At 39.8% G+C, this 23,814-nt stretch carries 20 protein-coding genes; 16 read left to right on the forward strand and 4 right to left on the reverse strand.

Features of this window, described 5'->3' with window-relative positions; all coding sequences use genetic code 11:
* The 3 genes from LV85_RS20575 to corA form a co-directional block, all read left to right on the forward strand.
* Positions 1-1,617, forward strand: a 1,617-nt coding sequence (locus LV85_RS20575; RefSeq protein WP_146260516.1) for a T9SS type A sorting domain-containing protein, incomplete at its 5' end; no start/stop codon positions are given.
* 214 nt (positions 1,618-1,831) lie between these two features.
* Positions 1,832-2,767 carry a tRNA epoxyqueuosine(34) reductase QueG gene (gene queG, locus LV85_RS20580; protein WP_111322986.1) on the forward strand — a complete coding sequence of 312 codons (936 nt, stop codon included), beginning with the start codon at positions 1,832-1,834 and terminating at the stop codon, positions 2,765-2,767.
* Positions 2,768-2,784: 17 nt separating this feature from the next.
* Positions 2,785-3,897 (forward strand): magnesium/cobalt transporter CorA, encoded by a 1,113-nt coding sequence (corA, locus tag LV85_RS20585; protein WP_111322988.1) that lies wholly within the window; start codon positions 2,785-2,787, stop codon positions 3,895-3,897.
* Position 3,898: 1 nt separating this feature from the next.
* On the opposite strand, the gene LV85_RS20590 is transcribed toward corA, so the two are convergent.
* The 3 genes from LV85_RS20590 to LV85_RS20600 all read right to left on the reverse strand — a co-directional run bounded on the left by LV85_RS20590 (position 3,899) and on the right by LV85_RS20600 (position 5,714).
* The gene (locus LV85_RS20590; RefSeq protein WP_111322990.1) at positions 3,899-4,303 is read right to left on the reverse strand and encodes an META domain-containing protein; all 405 of its coding nucleotides are present in this window, start codon (positions 4,301-4,303) and stop codon (positions 3,899-3,901) included.
* Between the two features lie 59 nt (positions 4,304-4,362).
* The gene (gene nadC, locus LV85_RS20595; protein ID WP_111322992.1) at positions 4,363-5,220 is read right to left on the reverse strand and encodes a carboxylating nicotinate-nucleotide diphosphorylase; all 858 of its coding nucleotides are present in this window, start codon (positions 5,218-5,220) and stop codon (positions 4,363-4,365) included.
* A 131-nt stretch (positions 5,221-5,351) separates the two neighbouring features.
* Positions 5,352-5,714, reverse strand: a complete 363-nt coding sequence (locus LV85_RS20600; protein ID WP_158531219.1) for a DUF4783 domain-containing protein — start codon at positions 5,712-5,714, stop codon at positions 5,352-5,354.
* 172 nt (positions 5,715-5,886) lie between these two features.
* On the opposite strand from LV85_RS20600, the gene gpmI reads away from it, so the two are divergent.
* Both gpmI and LV85_RS20610 read left to right on the forward strand, forming a co-directional pair.
* Positions 5,887-7,410 (forward strand): 2,3-bisphosphoglycerate-independent phosphoglycerate mutase, encoded by a 1,524-nt coding sequence (gene gpmI / locus LV85_RS20605; protein WP_111322996.1) that lies wholly within the window; start codon positions 5,887-5,889, stop codon positions 7,408-7,410.
* Entirely contained in the window at positions 7,410-7,976 is a 567-nt protein-coding gene (locus tag LV85_RS20610) for a hypothetical protein (RefSeq protein WP_111322998.1), read from the forward strand. The genes gpmI and LV85_RS20610 overlap by 1 nt, the downstream gene beginning before the upstream one ends.
* Positions 7,977-8,040: 64 nt before the next feature.
* On the opposite strand, the gene LV85_RS20615 is transcribed toward LV85_RS20610, so the two are convergent.
* Positions 8,041-9,720 (reverse strand): amidase, encoded by a 1,680-nt coding sequence (locus LV85_RS20615; protein WP_111323000.1) that lies wholly within the window; start codon positions 9,718-9,720, stop codon positions 8,041-8,043.
* Positions 9,721-9,789: 69 nt separating this feature from the next.
* Between LV85_RS20615 and LV85_RS20620 the strand changes: the two genes are divergently transcribed.
* The 11 genes from LV85_RS20620 to LV85_RS20670 all read left to right on the forward strand — a co-directional run bounded on the left by LV85_RS20620 (position 9,790) and on the right by LV85_RS20670 (position 23,801).
* Positions 9,790-10,230: a hypothetical protein gene (locus LV85_RS20620; protein WP_111323002.1), complete on the forward strand. Its 441-nt coding sequence runs from the start codon at positions 9,790-9,792 to the stop codon at positions 10,228-10,230.
* Positions 10,231-10,328: 98 nt separating this feature from the next.
* Positions 10,329-11,156 carry a hypothetical protein gene (locus tag LV85_RS20625; protein ID WP_146260517.1) on the forward strand — a complete coding sequence of 276 codons (828 nt, stop codon included), beginning with the start codon at positions 10,329-10,331 and terminating at the stop codon, positions 11,154-11,156.
* Positions 11,157-11,255: 99 nt separating this feature from the next.
* A complete protein-coding gene (locus LV85_RS20630; protein WP_111323006.1) occupies positions 11,256-12,227 on the forward strand; it encodes a sugar phosphate isomerase/epimerase family protein in 972 nt (323 codons plus the stop codon).
* A gap of 246 nt (positions 12,228-12,473) precedes the next feature.
* Positions 12,474-15,302 carry a DNA polymerase I gene (gene polA / locus LV85_RS20635; protein WP_111323008.1) on the forward strand — a complete coding sequence of 943 codons (2,829 nt, stop codon included), beginning with the start codon at positions 12,474-12,476 and terminating at the stop codon, positions 15,300-15,302.
* Between the two features lie 216 nt (positions 15,303-15,518).
* Positions 15,519-16,892, forward strand: a complete 1,374-nt coding sequence (gene radA, locus LV85_RS20640) for a DNA repair protein RadA (RefSeq protein WP_111323010.1) — start codon at positions 15,519-15,521, stop codon at positions 16,890-16,892.
* A gap of 172 nt (positions 16,893-17,064) precedes the next feature.
* On the forward strand, positions 17,065-18,432 hold the full coding sequence (locus tag LV85_RS20645; RefSeq protein ID WP_111323012.1) for a tyrosine-type recombinase/integrase: 1,368 nt from the start codon (positions 17,065-17,067) through the stop codon (positions 18,430-18,432).
* Between the two features lie 206 nt (positions 18,433-18,638).
* Positions 18,639-18,938: a helix-turn-helix domain-containing protein gene (locus LV85_RS20650; RefSeq protein ID WP_111323014.1), complete on the forward strand. Its 300-nt coding sequence runs from the start codon at positions 18,639-18,641 to the stop codon at positions 18,936-18,938.
* Positions 18,935-20,908 (forward strand): DNA adenine methylase, encoded by a 1,974-nt coding sequence (locus tag LV85_RS20655; RefSeq protein WP_111323016.1) that lies wholly within the window; start codon positions 18,935-18,937, stop codon positions 20,906-20,908. The genes LV85_RS20650 and LV85_RS20655 overlap by 4 nt, the downstream gene beginning before the upstream one ends.
* Positions 20,886-22,001, forward strand: coding sequence for an HNH endonuclease signature motif containing protein (locus LV85_RS20660; RefSeq protein WP_158531220.1), 1,116 nt, complete (start codon positions 20,886-20,888; stop codon positions 21,999-22,001). The genes LV85_RS20655 and LV85_RS20660 overlap by 23 nt, the downstream gene beginning before the upstream one ends.
* A 249-nt stretch (positions 22,002-22,250) precedes the next feature.
* Positions 22,251-22,826, forward strand: a complete 576-nt coding sequence (locus LV85_RS20665) for a hypothetical protein (RefSeq protein WP_111323020.1) — start codon at positions 22,251-22,253, stop codon at positions 22,824-22,826.
* 141 nt (positions 22,827-22,967) lie between these two features.
* Entirely contained in the window at positions 22,968-23,801 is an 834-nt protein-coding gene (locus LV85_RS20670) for a hypothetical protein (RefSeq protein WP_111323022.1), read from the forward strand.
* The last annotated feature ends 13 nt before the right edge of the window (positions 23,802-23,814 follow it).

A 23,814-nucleotide genomic window follows, 5' to 3' on the forward strand; every position in this document is an offset into this window, starting at 1 on the left:
GGAACGACTTCTGATCCTCTTTCTTACACCGAGCAAGGATCCTATACAATTGTTTGGACCTATGATGATGGAAATGGGAATATATCTACACAGAATCAAATGGTTATTGTCGAAGATAGTACAGCTCCAATTCTATCTCTGCACAACATAGCTGTGCAACTGGACGATTCTGGAAATGCCAGTATTACAATCAGCGATATCGAGGATGGAACTACCGATAATTGCACGGCTTTCGAGGACTTGGTATTTGAACTTTCACAATCTGCCTTTAGCTGTGGGGATATTGGAGAGGTAATGGTCGGTGTCAAAGTCTGGGATTTGGTTGGAAACCCATCTGAGAGTACAGTTGATATCACCGTTTTGGAACCTCAAAATCCAATGACGACTGAAATCAATTCCTCAGTTCCAAAAAATAGCAATGACAAGGTAGTAATATTCTCCAACGCCCCTGCCTCATTAGGTCTACCAAATTCCACAACTCTAACAGCTTCCAATATTCCGGAATCTTATTCAGGACTTAGCTATCAGTGGTCAGTGAAATATAGTGAAGGCGAAAATTTCGGAAATGTGCCTGGTGGTAATAGTGCGACTTTAAATGTTTCATCCTCTGGAGATTTTGTCGCAACGTATAAGGTAGTGGTAATAAGTGATTCTGGTTGTATTACAGAAGAGATAATTTCAGTGATCTCAGTTGAAGCTGCCTGTGATAAAGGAGGGGCAAATAAGGTACAGGTTTGTCATTTGCCAGGAGGAAACTTTAGTAAACGCAAAACTATCTGTGTAAACGTAAATGCAGTAGATGCCTTGTTGGCAAATAGTCCTGGATCATTCCTTGGTAACTGTAATATTTCCTACCGTATGGAAGCGGAGCCAGAACTAATCATTCTTCCTTGGAACACTTCTATTGAAGTTGTAAATGATAAAATCAACAAAGAGGCAGAAGACTGGTTTGGTCAGCGAAAAATAAAATTGAATATTTCTTCTTCATCCTTCGACCCTATAAAATCTGGAATTTATGAATTTGAGGTTGAGCTAAATGGATCAGAAGAGTTTTCATTGGAAGAACCTATAATAGTTCAAGTGCTGGTGTCTGATAAACAAAAAGCATTAGGTATTGAGTTGAGCAGCATGTCTATACCTTATCAGGCAATTAGCGGAGATATAATTGCCACACTTTCCACCAATGACCTTGAAGATAATGTTCATAGTTACAGGATTGATGAGAATCCCAATCTTGAAGTCTTTGGTGACAAGCTGATCTGGCGGGGATCAGGAAATCCTCAAGCGCAAATAGTAGTTACAATCTTCAGCACAGATCGTGCTGGACAAGTTATTTCCAGAGAGGTCACTTTTACTAGAGAGATCCCATTCGGAGATTTCATACTTTATCCAAACCCAGCAAATCAGGAAACTAATATTCTTGTAAAATTGGATCAACCTGCTAAGGTTGGTTTGAGAGTCTATAACGCAGTGGGAAGAATGGTGATCTCAGATGAGTTTACAAGAGAGAAAACCTTTACTCAAAGAATCGACCTCATCAACTTAAGTCCAGGTATGTACACAGTTCAGCTTCAATTGGGAGAGCTAGTGATAACCAAGCGCTTGATCAAAATGTAGAAAGTTGAAATACTGGAGTTTCTAAACCAATAGCCGTCTGATTTTAAATTTGACGGCTATTTTTTGGATTTCTGTTGAGGAAGAGTTGGAAATGTTCAGGTTTCGTAAAACTCCTTAAGAATAGGTTTGTTGAAATTAAAAAGCAAAATTCTTCATTTTAAGCTCTTAAAAATTTTGGAAACTCTATAAAACCAAACTCCCTTATCTTTACCCCATGACTCCCGCCGAGAAAAATGCCTCCATCATCAAATCCACTGCGAAAGCGCTGGGCTTTGACTTTTGTGGGATAGCAAAAGCTGGATTTTTGGAGGAGGAAGCTCCGCTTTTAGAAGAATGGCTTAACCGCAGTTACAACGGTCAAATGGGCTATCTGGCAAATCATTTCGACAAAAGGCTCGACCCAACCAAACTCGTGGAAGGTGCTAAAACAGTGGTTTCCTTGGTTTACAATTACTTTCCGGAACAGAAACTTCCTGAATCTCCAGACTCCATTAAACTAGCCAAGTACGCTTATGGAGAGGATTATCACTTTGTGATCCGAGAGAAACTCAATGAATTTCTAGAAATTCTCCGAGAGGAAATTGGGGAAATCGATGGTCGTGGATTTGTAGATTCTGCACCCGTCATGGAGCGTCAGTGGGCGCAGAAAGCAGGATTAGGCTGGCTGGGGAAAAACAGCTTGCTGCTGAATAGGGATATGGGAAGTTTCTTTTTTCTTTCCGAACTCATCATTGACCTGGAAGTGACTCCTGATACTCCACTTGCCAAAGACTTTTGTGGAACCTGTACAGCCTGCATCGATGCTTGCCCTACGGATGCGATTGTGGATAATGGAGTAATTGACGGTTCTCGCTGCATTTCTTACCTGACCATAGAACTGAAAGACGCGATTCCTAGCGAGTTTCAGGGCAAGATGGAAAACTGGGCTTTTGGTTGTGATATCTGTCAGGATGTATGCCCTTGGAATCGTTTTTCCAAGCCTCATCAAGAGCCTCGCTTTTCGCCAAATGAGGAATTGAAGGAATTGTCAAAAACTGATTGGAAGGAAATCACTGAGGAAACTTTCCGGAAGGTTTTTAAAAAATCAGCAGTAAAGCGCACTAAACTTGCTGGAATAAAAAGAAATGTCGACTTTCTTAGCTCCAAATAACCTCATCCGAGATACTTATGAGCCTGCAAACTCCAAATCTTAAATCTGTACAGAAGCTCTTCAAACCCAAAAAGAAGAAAAAGAGAAAATCCCACAAAATCGGTCTTCCTCCTGGAGCTTTGGTTTATACTGGAGAAAAAAAGCTGGAAACAGTCATTATCAATATCATCAGCTACGATGAAAATGATTTCTACGAAGATTCTATTAATCTCGATCAGCTGGAAGAAAAGCTGAAACAGAAAAAAAAGGTACTTTGGATAGATATCATTGGTCTGCATGAGGTAGAACTGCTGCAGAAAATAGGTATGTTATTTGGCATCCATAAGCTGACGATGGAGGATATTCTGAATGTAGATCAACGTCCCAAAATGGAAGTTTTTGACGACTATCTTTTTGCGGCAATGAAGATGATTCAATGTTCTACTCCTGAGTCTCCCATTGACGATGAGCAGATCAGCTTTATCTTAATAGACGGTGTTTTGCTGACTTTTCAAGAGAAAAAGGGAGATGTATTTGATTTTGTCCGAAGTCGGCTGATAGACCCAAAACGTGCCATACGCCAGCGAAAAGCAGACTATTTACTCTATGCTTTGCTAGATGCAGTAATTGATAACTACTTTATCGTCATGGAAAATGTGGGAGAGCGGATCGAAAATCTAGAAGCACAGGCCATGACTTCGCCTGGAAATGAAACCCTCAATGCGCTTTACATTCAAAGAAGGGAAATGATGGATCTACGCAGAACTGTCTATCCACTACGTGAGGTAATCGGTTCATTTGATAAATACGCAGACGATAAGATCAGTCCTGAAACCAGACCTTTTATCCGGGATCTTTATGAAAACACCATACAGGTCATTGAGACCATCGAGGTTTTCCGAGATATGTCCTCAGGCGTACTGGATCTCTATATGAATAGCCTCTCCAACCGCATGAACAACATCATGAAGGTGCTGACAATCATATCTACCATTTTTATACCGCTGAGCTTTGTAGCCGGAGTCTATGGGATGAACTTTGACAATATGCCTGAGTTGCACTGGAAGTATAGCTATTTCGTGGTCATGGGTGGAATGACTGTAGCAGTAGCGGGTATGCTGCTTTTCTTCCGAAAGAAAAACTGGCTGTAGACTACTGAAGCTTCAGTATTATTTTCTTTTCTCCGTTTTTCAGCAGAAGCTCGCCTGCATTTAGCTGATAATAACGGACTGATTTGAGCACTTCCAGAAATTTATTTTCAAAAGGAGAATCCTGACAGGCCATTAAAGTAGAACTGATTTCCCCGAACTTCAAGGTATTCTTTTTGCCAATTTCATAAGAGCCAAAAATTCGGTTACAGCCGCCCGTGCCAGTGATCATATCTTTTCTAGCATCAAAAATTAGATGAGCATCCTTTCGGGAATCCGAAGTTTGAACTGGCACATCCATGATCTCTACCAAAGTCCATTGTTTGTCATCCCAGTCTTTATCTGGGTAGGATTTAGAACTGCAAGAAAAGAAAACTAGTAAACTGACTGCGTAAAGTATATTTTTCATAACTGGGTGATTTATCCTTATAAGACTGAAATCATGCCAAAATGTTCCGCTCTCTAAGGTTATATAGCCTTCAGGCTAATATCCAGACTTCTCACAGAATGCGTCAAGGCTCCCATGGAAATATAATCTACGCCACATTCAGCCACATCGACAAGTGTGTCTTCAGTTATTCCTCCCGAAGCTTCGGTTTTATACTGATCTCCAATCATTGCTACAGCTTCACGCATGGTCGCATAATCCATATTGTCTAGCATAATCTGATCCACTCCACCTACTGCTAGCACCTGCTTAACCTCATCTAGATTGCGCGTTTCTATCTCAATTTTCAGGTCCAAGTTATTTGCTTTGAGATAGGCCTTTGAGCTTTCTATAGCCTGACGAATTCCTCCAGCAAAATCCACATGGTTGTCCTTCAGCATCACCATATCATAGAGCGCGAATCTGTGATTTACTCCTCCTCCTATGTGTACAGCCCACTTTTCCATCAAGCGGAAATTTGGAGTCGTCTTCCGCGTATCCATCAGACGGGCTTTGGTATGAAGAATTTTCTCTGTAAGTCTATTTGTCAGCGTTGCAATGCCTGACATCCGCTGCATGCAGTTCAGGACCAGTCTTTCGGAGGATAGAATAGAGGTAGATGATCCTTTCACCAGCAAGCCTATATCTCCGTACTTTACTTCATCGCCATCCGATACCAAAAGTTCCACTTCAAGTGTTGGGTCGAATGTTTTAAAAATCCGCTCAGCCAATTCTATTCCTGCAATTATGCCATTGTCCTTGATCAATAAGTTTGCTTGACCAGTTTTTCCGTCAGGAATAGAGGAAAGAGAGGAATAATCGCCTGGACCGATATCTTCAGCAAAAGCTGCAGCTATAAAAGTAGAAATGGCCTCTTCGGTAAGATAGGATGGATTCATGCCCAAAATTAGGGATTTGAAGCTCCCGCAAAGGTGCAAAAGCGTAAAATTCTATAATCAAGGAGAAATAAACACTGTAGTCTCAGGTCCCGACATCGGGCTCTGGGTTTTCAGTGGCTTAGAAAAAAGTACTAGCCTTTGACAAATTCTAGGCTGTAGATTTTGAAATCTGAGGCTTGTAAGGAGACCTTAATAAAGACTTTAAATATGCCTTGAGCTGTCTGATAATCACCAATATAAGAACTGTAATTCGGGTTACTTTCAGATTTGAAAACAAGGCTAAATCCCCTGGACGGGTTCTTCTTGAAAAAATCTTTTAGCACAAGTTCTGCCTGATTTTTAGAATAATCTCCCTGTAATCCGTTAACATTTAAGGAAATGCTTGAGTCAAAAAACCGTGCTAACTCATTGCTTGAGCCACTATCAATCGCAGAAATAACCGTGTCGATGGAATTCAAAGAGTCAATTTCCTTGGTAGGAGATTGGAAAAGCATGAAAATTGAAACGATTAAACTTAATACAGAGGTCATTGCCCATGCAAGGCAAATACTAAGCCAAAAAAGGAATCATGCCCTAGGTTTTTAAGTTTACCAAATACAGCTCATGAAGTTTTGTCTAATCAGGAATTCGGGGCTACTTTGCCTTGAATTATAATATATTTGCGGTATGGATAAGAAAGTACTTTTAATGATTTTGGACGGATGGGGAATAGCCACCAACCCTTCGGTTTCTGCAATTAATAAAGCGAAAACCCCTTTTGTAGATAGTCTTTACACCAAATATCCACATGCTACACTAGAGGCTTCTGGTCTTGCTGTTGGCTTGCCAAAAGGCCAAATGGGCAACTCTGAAGTTGGTCATATGAACATCGGTGCAGGTCGAGTAGTATATCAGGATTTGGTGAAAATTAATCTTGCGGTAGAAAACAAGGAGTTAAATTCCCATCCTGTATTGGTAGAAGCATTTGCCAAAGCCAAGGCTGCCAACAAGAAAGCTCACTTCATAGGTCTCCTCTCTGACGGAGGTGTTCACGCACACATCAAGCACCTGAAAGGACTTTGTGATGCAGCGAAATTCAACGGAATGGAAGATGTTTTTATACATGCTTTCACCGATGGAAGGGATACAGACCCAAAGGGTGGAATTGGCTACTTGGAAGATCTCCAAGAGCATTTGACTCATTCCAGCGGAAAGATTGCCTCGGTTATCGGTAGATATTACGCCATGGATAGAGACAATCGCTGGGAGCGTGTGAAGCTTGCCTACGATGCTATGGTGAAAGGTGAAGGAGAGAAGTCCAAAGATATCCTCGCCTCCATGCGCAAATCTTACGAAAATAATGTCACTGACGAATTTATCAGACCGATCATCCATGCCGGTGCTAATAATAAGCCCTTGGCGACGATAGAAGAAGGCGACTTGGTTATCTGTTTCAACTTCAGAACTGACCGTGGAAGAGAAATATCTCAAGCACTTACACAGCGCGATTACGAGGATTTCAATATGAAAAAACTGAATGTGGAATACATCACATTCACGAATTACGATGCTACTTTCAAAGGTGTAGAAGTTCTTTTCGAGAAAGACAACCTAAACAACACACTTGGTGAAGTGCTGGAAAGAGCAAATAAAAAACAGATCAGAATCGCTGAGACGGAGAAATATCCTCACGTGACCTTCTTCTTTTCCGGAGGAAGAGAATCTGAATTCAAAGGCGAAAGCAGATTGCTTTGCCCTTCTCCGAAAGTAGCAACATACGATCTCAAACCTGAGATGAGTGCTTTTGAAATCGCTTCCAAAATTAATGGCGAGCTCAATAAGAAAAGCGCTGATTTCATCTGCTTGAACTTTGCAAATGCGGATATGGTGGGTCACACCGGAGACTTCGATGCAGCAGTGAAAGCTTGTGAAGCGGTAGATGCTTGTGCGGATAGTGTGATTACTACGGCCTTAGCCAACGATTATACCATCATCGTCATTGCAGATCATGGCAATAGTGACATGATGATCAATGAGGACGGTACACCTAACACAGCACACACTACTAATCTTGTTCCTTGTATCATGGTGGACAAACATGATAAGCTTACGATCAAGGATGGAAAGTTAGGAGACTTGGCACCTACTATTCTCCAACTGATGGGAGTTGAAAAACCTGAGGATATGACTGGAAATATTCTATTGACTTAATGAAGCAGATCAAAGGTCTTTCCTTCGGAATTCTCTTTCTTGCTATATTCGGACTGTTTTCCTGCGCGGGTGAATCCTCAAACAAGCTGGAAGAACTTCCTTATTTTGATCTAAAAGGATTTATCGAAATGAAAATCCAGGAAATAGATTCTGTGAATGTGATCAAAGTTTCACGAATTCAGGGCGAGGAAAAGAAGGCCACAGTGGTCTATTCAACTAAAGACTGGGAAGAGGAATTCAGCGTATTCACAGACGCTGATATCAATAAAACCTCCCTAATAGATTCCTACGATACCGAGGTTTCTAATGCTACGCTTAAGCATGAGCTTTTCCCTACCGCCACAGGCAATGTGAAATATATTAAAATCACCTATTTCGAGGATCAGGTTAGTTCTATTTCCATCAAAATGGCAGATGAAAACTTATTCTACAACTCTACTACCTTGGCGGAGATCTATATGAATAATGCAACCAAGTTAATAGACCATTATTCCATTGAGACTACCCAGAAGATCTGGTTTATGGATGCAAACAATATGAGAATTCAGGGCGCTATCAAGCCCTGAATTTCCCACTCTTCATTTTTTAACTAGCCAGGCATTCAAAACCTGGTAATGGTAAATTAATTCTCTACCTATCAAACATTGGCGGTCTTTTAGCCTGCCAATCCGAATTGTTCTGAATCAAATCTCCCAGCATAATTAACTTCTCTTCTTCGAAAAGATTAGCAAGCAAAGTGATAGAGGTAGGAGATCCCGAATCATTGAAACCATTTGGTAAGCAAAGTGCAGGATGGCCAGTTAGATTGGTGATTTGTAATTGCTGCCCTCCATAACTAGGCGTGACGATCACATCGTAGTCTTTCATGATTTCATGCATTTCTTCAATCAAAACAGTCCGCTGCCTTGCTGCCTGCACATATTCCACAGCAGGGATAAAACGGGCTGCACGAAATAGATTTGGCCAGGCACTCTTATGCTGCGCCACCAGCTGATCATCCCAGCCCAGTCGGGTTAGTTCATCAAAAGCAGCGGCACCCTCTACCATTAGCATCAATTGGATTGCTCTGGGATTTACAGAGGTCTTTAATTCCACCGGATGAAGTTCAAAACCTTGATTTCGTAGCAACTCCAAGACCTGCTTGTTATTATCCACCCCAGAACCTTCTCCTTCAAAATAGGCATTGAAATAGCCTATCCTTAATTTCTTGACATCCGTTTTGGCAGAAAAGTTAAAGGCAGATTTGATCGTACTCGCATCCATGGAATCCTCACCGTTGATCACAGAGAGGACAATTCCATCATCCAGCGCAGATCTTGATATAGAACCAATTTTGTCCATCGACCAACTCAAAGCCATGGCGCCATTTTTACTGACACGCCCGTAGGTTGGTCGCAAACCCGTGACTCCATTTCTAGTCGATGGAGAGACGATCGATCCCAGCGTTTCCGTTCCCAAGGCAAATGGAACCAATCCTGCGCTCACAGCCGAGGCCGAACCAGCCGAAGAGCCACTTGATCCCTGCTTCAAGTTCCAAGGATTTTTGGTCACACCTCCATACCAAACATCGCCCATAGCCAGAGCACCAAGGGTAAATTTCCCTATCAATACTCCTCCAGCATCATTCAGTTTATGCACAACTGTCGCAGTCATGTCGATTTCCTGATCCTTATAAGGCATCGCTCCCCAAGTAGTCTTCGTTCCTTTTACCGCCAGAAGATCTTTGATTCCATAAGGTATCCCGTGGAGTGGACCTCTGTACTTTCCTGCGGCGATCTCTGCATCCATAGCTTTTGCCTTTGCCAGCGCAGAGTCTTCCATCAAAGTGATCAGGCATAGAAGGGTATCCGAGTAGGTTTTGATGCGATCGAGGTAGATCTTCGTCAATCGCTCAGAGGACAATTGCTTTGATTTGATCAAAACAGCAAGCTTATGAACAGGCAAATAAGCAATATCAACCTCCTTCTCTGGTAGACTTACAGATTTTGCTAATCCCCAATCCAGAGGCTTTTGATCTAGACTAGGAGTAAAGCCTTGTGGCAAGGGATTAAAAATCATTGCAGGGGCAATAGAATTGTCGAGTTTAATTTCCCGAAGCGCTTCATAATTATTTCTCTGTGAGCTAAGGATTCCGATCATGCTATCCTTTTCTGCTGGGGTGAAGCTTAGCCCAAACAATTCAGATGCTCCTTCAATCGAAGCTGGAGTAATATCGCCCATTCTTTTACCAACAGTAAATCCAAGTATTAGACATACTGTAGCAGCTAAAAGGATAAAAAGCCGTGGTCTACCTGTGTTTTTTGATTCCATTGAATAGTTTTGTATAAATACCAGACAGAATCCCAATCTAGAATTCTACTACCCAAGATAATTAACCCTATGGATCCAAAGCCTCCTTTTCCTGTATTTCCCATGCATTTTCGTGGAATTCTTCTGCTAGCAGGAATGTACACCATAGCTTGGTCTGCTATTTTTAGGGTGATGGCTGGGCCGATTTTGGAATGGCTTGCAGATGGAAATCTAATCGAGGCTTCTTTGCCCGTCACCTATTATGGGGGGGTTGGTATTCTAGTTGGCTTATTGATCTTTTTCAGTGCCTTCTACCCTATCAGCTGGGTTTACCTGATTATCGCAGGCATCACAGGAAAAATTATTCTAGGGATCTGGTTTGCCCTGGGTTTTCTTCCGGATCTAGGATGGAATAAAAGAACGGCCTTTCAACTAATATTCAATGAGATAGGCTGGCTAATTCCCTTGATTATTGTTTTCCTTCGTGCGCTCCAGGTTAAAACCTTTCTGCAAAAAGAAATTGATGCTTAATAAATGGCCAGTGATTTTCAATAGGTTGTGAAAAAAGCAATTATCTCACTATTTTTCGAAAGATTTCTGATAGTATCACGGTTCCTAAATAGAATTTTATGAAAGCTAATTTAAAGTCATACCTAGCGGTAGTACTGCTAATGTTCGTTTTTTCAGCTGTAATGGCTCAAGAAGAACAGTTTGATAAAGTAGTCAAAACCAACGGGGAAGAAATGCTAGGACATGTCACAGAGATGGGTGATGATGCTATCAAATTTGTCCACAAAGGAGAAACGCTCTCCTACTCGCTGAAAAAATCTGAGATTAATAAAATCCAATTTGCAAGTGGCAGAGTTGAATTTTTCACAGAAGCCCCCAATGCCTCTCCAACAGCCTCAGCAGCTGCACCAGTAGGGAATTCTGTCCAATCTCATCATAATATGGTGGCGGTGCTGCCTTTTGACTATATGGGTTCTGGCGGATCAAGGGATGATAAAATGGGTCTAAAAGTTCAGTCGGATTGCTATACCTATCTAAGACAAAAAGCGGCACTTTTCACAATTCAAGATCCTTTGACTACCAACGCCTTACTAGTCAAAAACAACATTCAGGTCGATAATTTGATAGGTTTGACTCCTGGTGAAATGGCCAATCTACTAGGCGTGGAATATGTAGTTTATGGCTCAGTAGTAATTACACAGACAGGGGTAACCAATAGCAGTGCAAATTCTTACTCAAGTAAAAGTAAAGGAAGTAGATACAACTCGACGAATTTTGGCTCCAGCACCACTTCTGCCAGCTTCAACACCAATGTAGATTTGAAGATTTATAATGATCAAGGTCAAAATGTATATGCTAATACACATGATAGCTTCTGGCCTGATGAAAATGCCTATGAAATCACCCTCCAATATTTGATCAAAAGAACTCCTTTGTACTCCAAATAAGTTAAGTATCAACCTACACATGAGCCTGTCTTTCTAGTAAATGACAGGCTTTTTTATTTTCGGTTTTTCTAATGCATCTTAGAGAAACAATAAAACCCTATGAAACGCCGATCCTTCCTCGAAAAATCATCACTTGGCTTAGCCGCTGGCCTAATTGCTCCTAGTTTATCCTTTGCTTCAGCTCCAAAAAACTCAATTAAAACATTGGGACTTGGTCTGTTCACCCTTCCAAAACAGCTAAGCGAGGACTTTGAGGGTACCTTGAAAATTGTCTCTGAATTAGGTTATAAAGAACTTGAATTCTTTGGCCCATTTGATTTCAGCGCAGAATCTGCCAAACAAAGCTGGGGAGCCATGGCCGGAATGCTTGGTTTCTCAGGAAGTGGGTATTTCGGAAGAAGTCCTAAAGAAATGAGAATGATCTTGGATGATCTGGGACTAGAGGCAACATCCATGCATCTCGATTGGGATACTCTCACTCAAAATATGGATCAGGTAGCTGAGTCCGCGCATATAGTGGGGCAAAAGCACATAGGAATAGCCATGATCCCTCAAGAGCTAAGGCCAGATCTGGATGGATACAAAAAGATGGCTGATGCTTTCAATAAGGTGGGAGAATCTGCAAAGAAAAACGGACTTACTTTCCACTATCATAACCATGGCTATGGCCATCGGGAACTTGAGGGATCCATTCCTTTTCAGGTAATTTTGGATGAGACGGATCCAGATCTGGTAAAAATGGAAATGGATATTTTCTGGTTTTCAGCGGCTGGAGCAGATATGATCGGCTATTTGAAAAATAACCCTGGGCGATTTGAGCTTTTCCACCTGAAAGATATGTCCGAGCAAAAACAGTTTGCCAATGGAGGCGAAGACATGCAAGACATCATGGGTATGTTTCCTTATCTGGCTGATGCTGGAGCTGGTGTTCTGGACATTTGCGAGATTGTAGATCAGGCTCAAAAATCCGGCGCCAAACACTTCTTCCTTGAGAAAGATATGACTACTACCCCTAGAGAAACATTGGAAAGCAGTTACAAATACCTCACTACACTCAACGGCAAATGCTAGGGGACTAGTGGATCTTCTATTTTTTTAACTAGTACTATAACAGCTGATCTGAATTTAAATGTTGTCTACACATCGTATGTTCCTATAGGACGCAAGGCTAGAATTTTCAAAAAGACCGCATTTGTTACTGCCAATAACTGTCAATAAGCCTTTCATTACCGGATCTTTTGGGATACCAACCAAGGAAAATTTGTAACTTACCGAGCTTAAATCAGATCAGCCTTTTACCCCTAAAACATCTCCAAAATGTCCCAAAATCAAGCCTGCAAGCTATTTTTACTTGATGCCATGGCTCTTATCTATAGAGCCCATTTTGCCTTTAGCAAGAACCCGAGAATCAACTCCAAAGGCTTGAATACCGGCGTAATGCTAGGATTTACCAACACCCTACTTGAAATCATAGATAAGGAAAAACCATCACATATCGGTGTAGCTTTCGATACCAAGGCTCCTACATTTAGACATATTCAATACGAGCCTTATAAAGCCAATCGTGAAGCGCAACCTGAGGATATAGGAATTGCTATTCCATGGGTAAAAGAAATTGTGAAGGCATTTGGCATTCCGATTTTGGAGCTAGATGGCTATGAAGCTGATGATATCATCGGCACGCTGGCCAAGCAGGCCGAGAAAGAGCAATTCACGGTTTATATGATGACTCCGGACAAGGATTATGGACAGTTGGTCGATGATCATATTTTCCTTTACAAACCTGCCTTTATGGGAAATGGAGTGGATGTCATGGGGCCAAAAGAGATCTGCGCCAAATGGGATATTGAGCGTGTCGACCAAGTTCGAGATATACTTGGCCTGATGGGAGATGCTGTGGATAACATCCCTGGTATCCCTGGAATCGGTCAAAAAACAGCAGTGAAACTCCTCAAAATCTACGGGACAGTAGAGGAATTGGTGAAGAATACCGCCGATCTCAAAGGCAAGCAAAAGGAGAATGTAGAGAACTTCGGAGCACAGGGGATCTTGTCTAAAGAATTGGCGACAATCATGTGTGATGTGCCGATTACCTATGTAAAAGAGGATCTGAAATACGAGGGAATAGACGAGGAAAAGGTACGCTCCATCTTTGCAGAACTAGAATTCCGTACACTAGCTGCGAGAGTTTTCAAGGGATCAGATAAAAAAGCTGTAATTCAGAAAAACGAACAACTTGGGTTGTTTGGTGCTGCTCCAGCGCCTACAGCTAGCAGTTCCAAAGAAATAGATTTCGAAGAGGAATCAGTCAATATAGCTGAGCAAAAAGCTCCAGACACCATCCACGGCAATATCCAGAATTATCATAAGGTCAAAGGAAAGGCTGAAATCCTTGAATTGGTAGAATACTTGGAAATACAAAAGGAGTTATGCTTTGATACAGAGACCACTTCGGTGAATCCTATGGAAGCCGAGCTCGTTGGGATTTCCTTCGCCTATATGACTGGGGAGGCTTATTACCTTCCATGCCCGGCAAACCGCGAAGAGACGCTGGATATTTTAGATTTATTGAAACCGGTTTTCGAAAATGAAGCCATTCTGAAGATCGGCCAAAACATCAAATACGATATTCTAGTCCTGAAAAATTACGATATCGTCGTCAAAGGAATTCTTTACGATACCATGCTTGCTCATTACCTGATCGATGCGGATGGTAAGCATTCCATGGATTGGCTCGCTAAGCAATACTTGAATTATCAGCCCGTTTCGATCACAGAATTGATAGGAAAAAAAGGCAAGAACCAAGGTACCATGCGCGATGTGGATGAGGATGAGGTGACAGCCTATGCTTCTGAAGATGCAGATATCACGCTAAGGCTGAAAGCCGAATTTGATCCTTTGCTGAAGGAAAATAATATGGAGAAGCTTTTTGATGAGGTAGAGAATCCACTGATCAATGTGCTTGCAGATATGGAATTTGAAGGCATTCGGATCGATACGGATAGCTTGGCGGAGATGTCCATATTGCTGGAAAAGGAGAGCAAAGAAATAGAGAACAAGGTCTATGAGATGGCTGGAGTTCGCTTCAATCTGGCTTCACCAAAACAATTGGGAGAAGTACTTTTCGATAAATTAAAGCTCGACCCAAAAGCCAAAAAGACCAAAACGGGGCAATATGCTACCGGTGAAGAAATCTTAAGCAAGCTGGCTCATGAGCATGAAATCATCCAGAACATCCTGGATTTCCGCCAGATGGTGAAGCTGAAATCTACTTATGTGGATGCCTTGCCATTATTGATCAATTCCAAAACAGGAAGAATTCACACGACTTACAATCAGTTTGTAGCAGCGACAGGCCGTCTTTCTTCCATCAATCCAAACCTTCAAAATATTCCTATCCGCACCAATCGCGGACGTGAAATTCGTAAGGCTTTTGTCCCTAGAGACGAAAATCACATTTTGCTAGCAGCTGATTATTCGCAGATAGAACTTAGGATTATGGCGGCTTTTTCGGGTGATGAATCCATGATAGAAGCTTTCAAAAACGGAAGAGATATTCATGCTACTACAGCGGCAAAGATCTTCCAAGTACCGCTAGAAGAAGTGAGCTCTGATATGCGTAGAAAGGCCAAGACAGCCAATTTTGGAATTATTTACGGTATTTCTCCTTTTGGGCTTTCCCAGCGTTTATCGATTTCTAGAGGTGAAGCCAAGGAGATTATTGACTCTTATTTCAAGGAATTCCCAGCTGTGAAGGAATACATGGATGGCGCCATCGAGAAAGCTAAAACTCACGAATATGTGGAAACTATCCTTGGTCGCCGCAGATATCTCCGCGATATCAACAGTCGAAATGCTACTATGCGTGGCTTCGCAGAGCGAAATGCTATCAATGCCCCGATTCAGGGTTCAGCTGCCGATCTGATCAAAGTGGCTATGATCGACGTGCATAAATGGATGAAAAAGGAAAACCTCAAATCCAAGATGATCCTTCAGGTGCATGATGAATTGGTTTTTGACGCGCATATCGATGAGGTAGAAATCCTAAAAGCGAATATTCCTGGACTGATGTCCAATGCAATCAAAATGGCTGTTCCGGTAGAGGTGGAAGTTGGGACAGGTACGGATTGGCTGCAGGCGCACTAGTTAGTATCTAGACGGTAGACATAAGTATCAAGTACTTCGGCATTCAGCATTCGATGTTCATGATTTGAAGTTGTAACATTGAAAAATTTGAAAGAAATAAATCCCCCTAGCCCCCTTGAAAAGGGGGAATTGCAAAACCTGAACTTCACAACTTGATTCAATCTCCGAGGTTCCAGCAAACCTCGTAAATCGCATATCCTAATTCTCCTATCCAAAATGGCTAAAATAAAAACCACCTTCTTTTGTCAAAACTGCGGAGCGCAGAGCCCAAAATGGCTGGGTAAATGTCCTTCCTGTGGGGAATGGAATACCTATGTAGAAGAAATCGTACAGAAGGAGGAATCTGGAAAAGGATCTTGGAAGACAACCACATCAGCAACCAAAAAAGCCTCTGTTCCCAAGAAAATCCAAGAAGTTAAGTACGAGGAGCAAGCCAGATATGTAACCGGAGATGATGAACTCGACCGGGTATTGGGTGGAGGAATAGTGCCGGGTTCACTCGTTTTGATTGGCGGCGAACCTGGGATAGGAAAGTCTACCCTGATGCTCCAGATAGCCTTGATTCTAAAAGGTAAAAAGATTCTTTACGTCTCTGGGGAAGAATCTGAAGCGCAGATCAAGATGCGTGCAGATCGTATGGCTGCTAAGAATCCAGATTGCTACGTGCTTTCGGAGACGAATACCCAGCAGATTTTCCAGCAGATCGAAGCGCTTAAGCCTGATTTGCTGGTGATAGATTCTATCCAGACATTAACTAGCCAATACGTGGAATCCGCTGCAGGTTCTGTATCTCAGGTTCGGGAGTGTACTGCCGAACTGATGAAATTTGCCAAGGAAACCGGGACGCCTGTCTTCCTGATCGGACATATCACCAAAGACGGCTCTATCGCTGGACCGAAAGTACTCGAACATATGGTGGATACCGTTTTACAGTTTGAAGGGGATCGGCACATGAGTTATAGAATCCTGCGAACTTCCAAAAACCGCTTTGGATCTACTCACGAACTTGGAATTTATGAGATGCGGGTCGAAGGCCTTCGACCGGTAGCTAATCCTTCAGAGATCCTCCTAACTCAGCGAGAGGAAGTTCTCAATGGCGTAGCCATCGGAGCCATGATGGAAGGAAATCGTCCTTTGCTGATTGAAATCCAATCACTGGTCAGTCCAGCGACCTACGGTACTCCGCAGCGTAGTAGCACGGGACACGATGCCAAGAGATTAAATATGTTGTTGGCGGTGTTGGAGAAGCGTGGAGGGATGAAACTTGGTCAGCAAGATGTATTCTTGAATGTGGCTGGTGGACTAAGAGTAGATGATCCAGCTTTAGATTTGGCCGTTTGTGCCTCGCTGATTTCCAGCTACGAGGATACGCCCGTTTCCGAGCAGATTTGCTTTGCGGGAGAAGTTGGTTTGGGCGGAGAGATTCGCGCTGTTCACCGCATTGAAAACCGCATCGCAGAAGCAGAGAAACTAGGTTTCAAAAAGATTATCGTATCCAAATACGCTGTGAAGGGACTTGATCTGAGCAAATACAAAATAAATGTAATGGCCGTAAGTAAGTTGGAAGAGGTTTATCAGAAGATTTTTTAGGGAGTTCAAGTGTTAAATGGTCTGTGGAGACCAAGGCTTGGTGCTGCTACATGGAAGATTAGTCTGCACCTAAAGGGTAACAAGAATCCTATTAGGTAGTAATTCAATTCAAAATTAATTGCGCATATTAGCTCTATAGAAATATATCCGCAGTTTTTAATTTTTTTAGCTTATGAATTCTACTGCTATTGAAATCAAGGTAATAGGAAGAAAAATCCTCCTAAAAATGCCCAAAAATGAGGCTGACCTCTATTTGGTGCGTACTATTCCATATGCCAGATGGAATAAACAAAACTACGTTTGGGAGATTCCAAATTATCCAGGCAACCTTGAAAAACTTAAAGGACACTTCGAAAACAGGGTTTCTTCTTTAGAAATTATGGAAGAATTAGAAAACCCCATTAAAGGCAGTCCTTCAATTAAAAAGGATGAAGTTCTAGCCATAAAAACACAAACTGGAAGATTAAAACTAATTTTTGGCTATCTCCCCCTATTAATTAAGCAATTAAAAACATTCCCCTATAATCGGTGGGACTCCAAAAATAAATGGTGGACGATCCCCTATTCAGCTAAATTTGAGCAAGAAATAAAAGGGTTTTGCGAGCAAAATCAACTCAAATTCATTTTGGAAGCCGAAGACAAAATGGATGGAGGTATTCCTAGATTGAGTACCAAAGATGTAGTAAACTATAAAAGCTGCCCAAAGGAGTATTTCAATAAACTACATGAATTGCGTTATAGCACAAACACTATCAAAGTCTATACACCTCTATTTGAAGAGTTTATCAATCATTTTCCAAAAGAGGATATGGACACACTTACTGAAAAACATGTAGTAGAATTCTCCAGATTTTTGGTCATGGAGCGTAAAGTCTCTTCGTCCTACCAAAATCTAGCTATTAATGCCATCAAATTTTATTTTGAAAAGGTTTTAGGAGGTAGAAGAAAACTGTACTTTGTAGAGCGTCCCAGAAAGGATAAAATTCTACCTGTGGTGTGTAGTGAGGAGGAAATCCAACAAATCTTAACTAGTGTAGTGAACACCAAGCACAAAGCAATATTGAGCACTATTTACTCAGGCGGACTTCGGATCGGTGAATTGATCAAGCTTCCTATTAAAGCTATAGATTCAAAGCGAATGCAGATCCGGATAGAAGGAGCTAAAGGAAAGAAAGACCGCTATACGATTTTGTCAAAGAAACTTTTAGAGTTACTTCGAATCTATTTCAAAGAATATACACCTCACTATTTCCTTTTTGAAGGTCAAGGCAGCTCCAAGGAAAAACCACTCACTTATTCAGAGCGTAGTATTCAAGCCATTTTGGGGAAGGCAGTGGAGCAGGCGGGAATTCAAAAACATGTTACGCCACACACACTGAGACATAGTTTTGCCACTCATCTTTTAGAAAATGGGACTGACCTACGGTATATTCAAAGCCTATTAGGTCATGAGAGTTCTAAAACTACGGAGATATATACCCATGTGACGACTAAAGGATTTAATCAAATTAGCAGTCCTTTAGACAAATTAGATATATAAGAAATAACCGCAATTGCGGTTATAATACGTTACCTGCAAGCTAAAAAAGCCACCGCACGCTCAAGCACATTTCATTTTGCTCGTACCTCACAAAATAAAAAGAGCTTTCACTTCCCCACCGCCACCCAAAAAAATCAGTAATAATTGAATGAATGCAAAACTATTTTCTATATTTGACAAATATTGTCTAAACAAAATATAGATAGATGTTATTTGGCAACAAACTAAGAGGGCTTAGAGAACAAAATGGACTTGTTCTTAGAAAAGTGGCAGCGGTTCTTGACATTGATACCGCTACACTATCAAAAATCGAACTAGGCGACAGACAAGCTAAAAGAGAATATTTACCTATACTCTCAGAACTTTATGGAATAAATCTCAAAGAGCTAGAAAAGCTATGGTTAACAGATAAAGTTTATGACATTATCGAAGAAGAAGAGCAAGGTTTGAATGTTTTAAAAGAAGCGGCCATCTTTTATAAAAAATCACAAAAAGTGCATCAATGAGATTTATTGGAAATAAAGAATTAATTACTACTGCAATTATTGACCTTTTGGAAGAAAAGGGACTTGTTTGCATGCAACGAAATTTATTCAATCAAGATAAAAAGGTCGAAAATAATTTAACTTTTTTTGATGCCTTCTGTGGAACAGGTGCAGTTGCAGACTCAGTAAAAAGTAAATTCAATTTAGTTGTAAACGACATGATTAAATGGTCTGTTATTTACACAAACGGCAGATTAGTATCGCCAGATTGTACTTTTGAAAAACTAGGATTCGACCCATTCGAGTTTTTTAACAGCAACTCCGAAACAAGGCAAAACTTTTTCTATAAAAACTATTCTCCAGGTGGCTCTGAACGTATGTACTTCTCACCCGAAAATGCAGGAAGAATTGACTATTTCAGGGAAACAATAGAACAATGGAAGAATCAAGAATTAATCAATAATTCTGAATATTCTTTTTTACTCGCTAGTCTTATAGAATCTATTTCATTTGTTTCAAATACAGCAGGAGTTTATGGAGCTTTCTTAAAGCATTGGGACCCAAGAGCGAAAAAACCAATCATATTTCAAAGAGTAGAATCAAATAATTCTAAACATTTAGGTATAACCACTCTAAATGGAAAAATTGAAGATTTAATTGAAAATGTTGAATGTGATATATTGTATTTAGACCCACCATATACTCAAAACCAATATGGTACTCAATATCATATTTTACAAACATTGGTGTTGGATGATTCTCCATCAATTAGTCCAATAACAGGTTCAAGACCGACAACACCTATGCGCTCAGATTGGTCTAAGGATTATAAATCGCACATACTATTTGACAAAATAATTGCTAAAACAAAAGCTAAACATATCATATTTAGCTATAGTGTTGATGGATTTTTATCTAAGAGTTTCATTGAAGCTAGTTTGAAAAGATATGGTAAAGTTGAAACATATAAGTGCAAGAAAATTTCATATAGCAAATACACGAATTTTAAATCAAGGAGAGGTAAAGAGCATTTTGAATATTTGTTCTATGTAGAAAAGAAAGACGAGCTTGAGGTTAAATATGAATCTCCGCTTAATTACATTGGAAGCAAGGCAAAGATGATTGAAGAAATAAAATGCTACTTCCCAAAAAGATATTCAAACTTTGTTGATGCGTTTGGTGGAGGGTTTAACGTTGGAATAAATTCTAAATCAAATCATACCGTTTACAATGAATTGAATCACTTTGTAAAAGACTTAGTGGAGTCTTTTAAAATAAATGACACCTATCAATATCTTCTTTATATGAGAAGAATTATAAAAAAATATGACCTGAAAAAACAAGATTCTGATAGTTATATAAAAGCTCGTAACTATTACAATTCCCTTCCTTTCGAAAAAAGAGACCCTAAATTACTCTATACAATAATTTTATATGGCTTTAACCAGCAAATAAGGTTTAATGGAGACCATGGTTTCAATAACCCAGTAGGTATGAGGTGGTTTAATGATAAAGTCCTTGAAAAAATGATTAGCTTTTCAAGAATAGTTAAGGAAAAAAATATTGAATTTAAAAATTCAGACTATTCGGAACTAAATGATGTAATCAATAATAACAGTTTTGTCTATTTAGACCCACCATACCGCCTAACAACAGGCGCATACAATGATGGAAAAAGAGGATTTAATGGTTGGGGAATTGAAGAAGAAAGAAGGTTATTTGAGTTTGTTGATTCATTAAATGATAAGTCCATTTGTTTTATGATTTCATATGTAATGGAACATAAAGGAAAAACAAATAATGAATTAAAAAAGTGGATTGAATCAAAAGGATACCGCTTAATAAAAGTAAATGATGTTCCAGGCATCCAACGAAAAGAAGTACTGATTGTAAATTATGATAATAATGGAAATACCTCACTTTACAATAAAGAACAGGTTTCAAAAGGGAGGGCTGTACCAAGACCTCTTGAGACCAGCTATATTGGCTGATGTTTGTCAAAAAGTTACAGGTCAAAATGAATATACTGTAGACTTTGACAACGATGGTTATAATATTGGAAGACTAGCAACCCTTGAATATCAAGGCAGAAAGACATTTATATCCTTCTCTGAGGTTGAAATAAGAAGTAGAAACTCTAGCTTCCAAAGTTTTCCGAGCGCATTATCACGATACATATTAGATGAGAATCAGAACAAGGAAATCTGCTTTTATTTTCATCCAGATACAACAGGGAATTGGGAAACTCCATATTTCATATTTATGTATCGTTTGATGAGAACTGCAAATGTCAATTTCTTAAATGCTAATGAATATTTAAGAAGTCCAATTACCTCTTTCACTTCACCCGAGGATATTATTTTGCATAAAGACCAGATGCGAAGTAGGAATCCAGGAAATAGGTCAACATATTTAACTCGTGGTCCACAAAACCAACTTCAAATATTTGGTAAAACTTATGGTGCAAATAAATATGAAACGACTATACTTTGTTTAGCAATTTCAGAAATTGCCAATACAGATGTTGAATTGTATGAAATTGAAGAAGGCGGTTTAACTAAACTTCCTCAAACATCAAAAGATGCAATTGAATCATTAGGTGTAGTTCATATTTTCACATCAAATCGAACTATTGAGAGAATCGATTTTGAAGAAAATGATAGTTTACGTTCAGTACAATACATTTATAATTTACTAGAAAAACTGGGAGATAAGAAATGTGCACTTTGCGAATGCGATATACCTCAAATCATTCAAGGAGCTCATATTTGGCCAGTTGCAGATATAAAAAGGGAAAATCATTTGACACAAGATGAAAAATTAAATCTTGCATTAGATGGGGATAATGGACTGTGGCTTTGCAACAACCATCATAAATTACTTGATTCACATATCATAAAGCTTTTTGAAGATAACACTGTGAAATATAAAAGTTCACTAAATGAAAGTCAAAGCAACTATTTAAGCGAGATTACGACAAATAACCGCTTGCCTGAAAATATTGTTAATGAAAGTATGTCTGAATACATTGTGAAAAGAAACCGAAACATACCTGTTGAAGAATATGCAGATTTTATCAATTAACCCAACGCTTTGTTCAAGCACATTGCAATCCTCGTTCCTGCGGTCGCAAAGAGCTTTCACTCCAACGCTAACGAACGAAAGAGAAAAAAGCCAGCAGGTAACATTGTGTATAAGCAATAGCGGTTTAAGTGCTATTTTGAAACGTAAAATTATAAATCAAAGGTCGGTGCTATTTGACAGTTTAGTGGTTTGAAATCCGCTACTGCTCATACACGAGACCGTTCTACGCAATTTGACCAAACCAAGAAAATGATAGTAAAATATAAAAATTCCGTTATTGAAATAACAAATGAATCTGATTTGGATTCAGCGGAATTTGGTCAGAGATTTAAGAAACAATACCCAGCCGATTTAGGAATAGAATCGGAATATAAACCTTCCTCAAAACACGGAATTCGAATAACAGAAAACGGAATTGAAAAGTGTAGTGCATTATTATTGGAATCTGGAGGAGCAACTGGAATTTCTGAAAATTCATTTCTAATTAAAAATGACCGAATTTACATTTGTTGTTCTGACCAAATATATTCTCTGAATTTAATGGACTTATCAGCTAATTGGAGAAATCAATATGACCTTGCAACTTGTTTCGGAATTTATGAATTTGACGAAGATTTTATCATTCACGGAGAAATTCAAGTTAGCCGAATTGATAAAAATGGAGAAACTAAATGGAATTTTAGTGCGAGAGATATTTTTGTAAATCCAGATGGAAAAACGGAATTTAAAATTATTGAAAACAGAATTGAATTAATAGATTGGGAAGGTTATAAATATGAACTGAATGGAGAAGGAAAAATATTAACGGAAATAAAAACTGCGTAGAACAACGTGTATAGCTCATTGCTGCTGAATTCCTAATCGGAATTCATTGCAATTTGCTATCTTTCGGTTACGGCGGAAAATCATAGTTGATTTGCCGCAACGAGCCATACACAAAACCGTTGGCGTGCATATAAATAAACAATGAGCAGAATTGACAAAATATGGACTGACTTAAAGGACTTGACAACCGATACTCAAGTTTTAAACTATTGGGAAAACCGACAGTCCAGAATTTTGGAAAACCTAAAAACTGTGAACTCGGACTTTGACATGGTAACGGATATTATTCATCGGCTTGCAAAATCGCTTAACGACAGAGAAAAGTATTCTGCTGTTTATTACCTATACAAAGCGGGCTATCAACCGATAGAAAATAAACTTACTAAGACAGACCAATTAAATGAGGTCAAATACGAACTCGGACGTGGACTTCACCACAACAGAAAATATGACCATTCTAAAAGACTTTTTAATGAGTTAGCAAATACGGACTTTGACACAAGCCGAATTGACGGATGGTGGAATCAAACAGCCTTTGAGAGTACACGAGAAAGAATTTGGTTCAAAACGGACGTGTTACCTGCAATTGGAAGATTTGCAATTATGGTCGCCTACATTCTGATTGCTATTAAAACAGAAGATTTTCTAATCTCAACAACAGTTTTCATCGTTCTTTTTGAGCTTTACGAGATTTGGTGGTATCAATTCAGAGTATCAAGCTATTTAAAGGAATTTGAAGGCTTTACAGAGACCGCAGACATTAAAAAGAATATCAAGAAAAAGATAATGATAGAACTTGGGATTTCACTCCTGTTCTATCCTATTTACTTTTTGAAACAAGAATGGTTACTTCCATTGGTTTTGATAATTGCAGTTTCTTTTCAGGTGTTCCATTATGGACTGAATTTCTACTATTTGCCAAAATTGATAGGAGAATTAAATAGAAAAAACACGACACGCCAACAAGGTGTATAGTGCATACCCTACG

This window comes from Algoriphagus chordae, from assembly GCF_003254055.1.
In the GTDB taxonomy this organism is placed as follows: domain Bacteria; phylum Bacteroidota; class Bacteroidia; order Cytophagales; family Cyclobacteriaceae; genus Algoriphagus; species Algoriphagus chordae.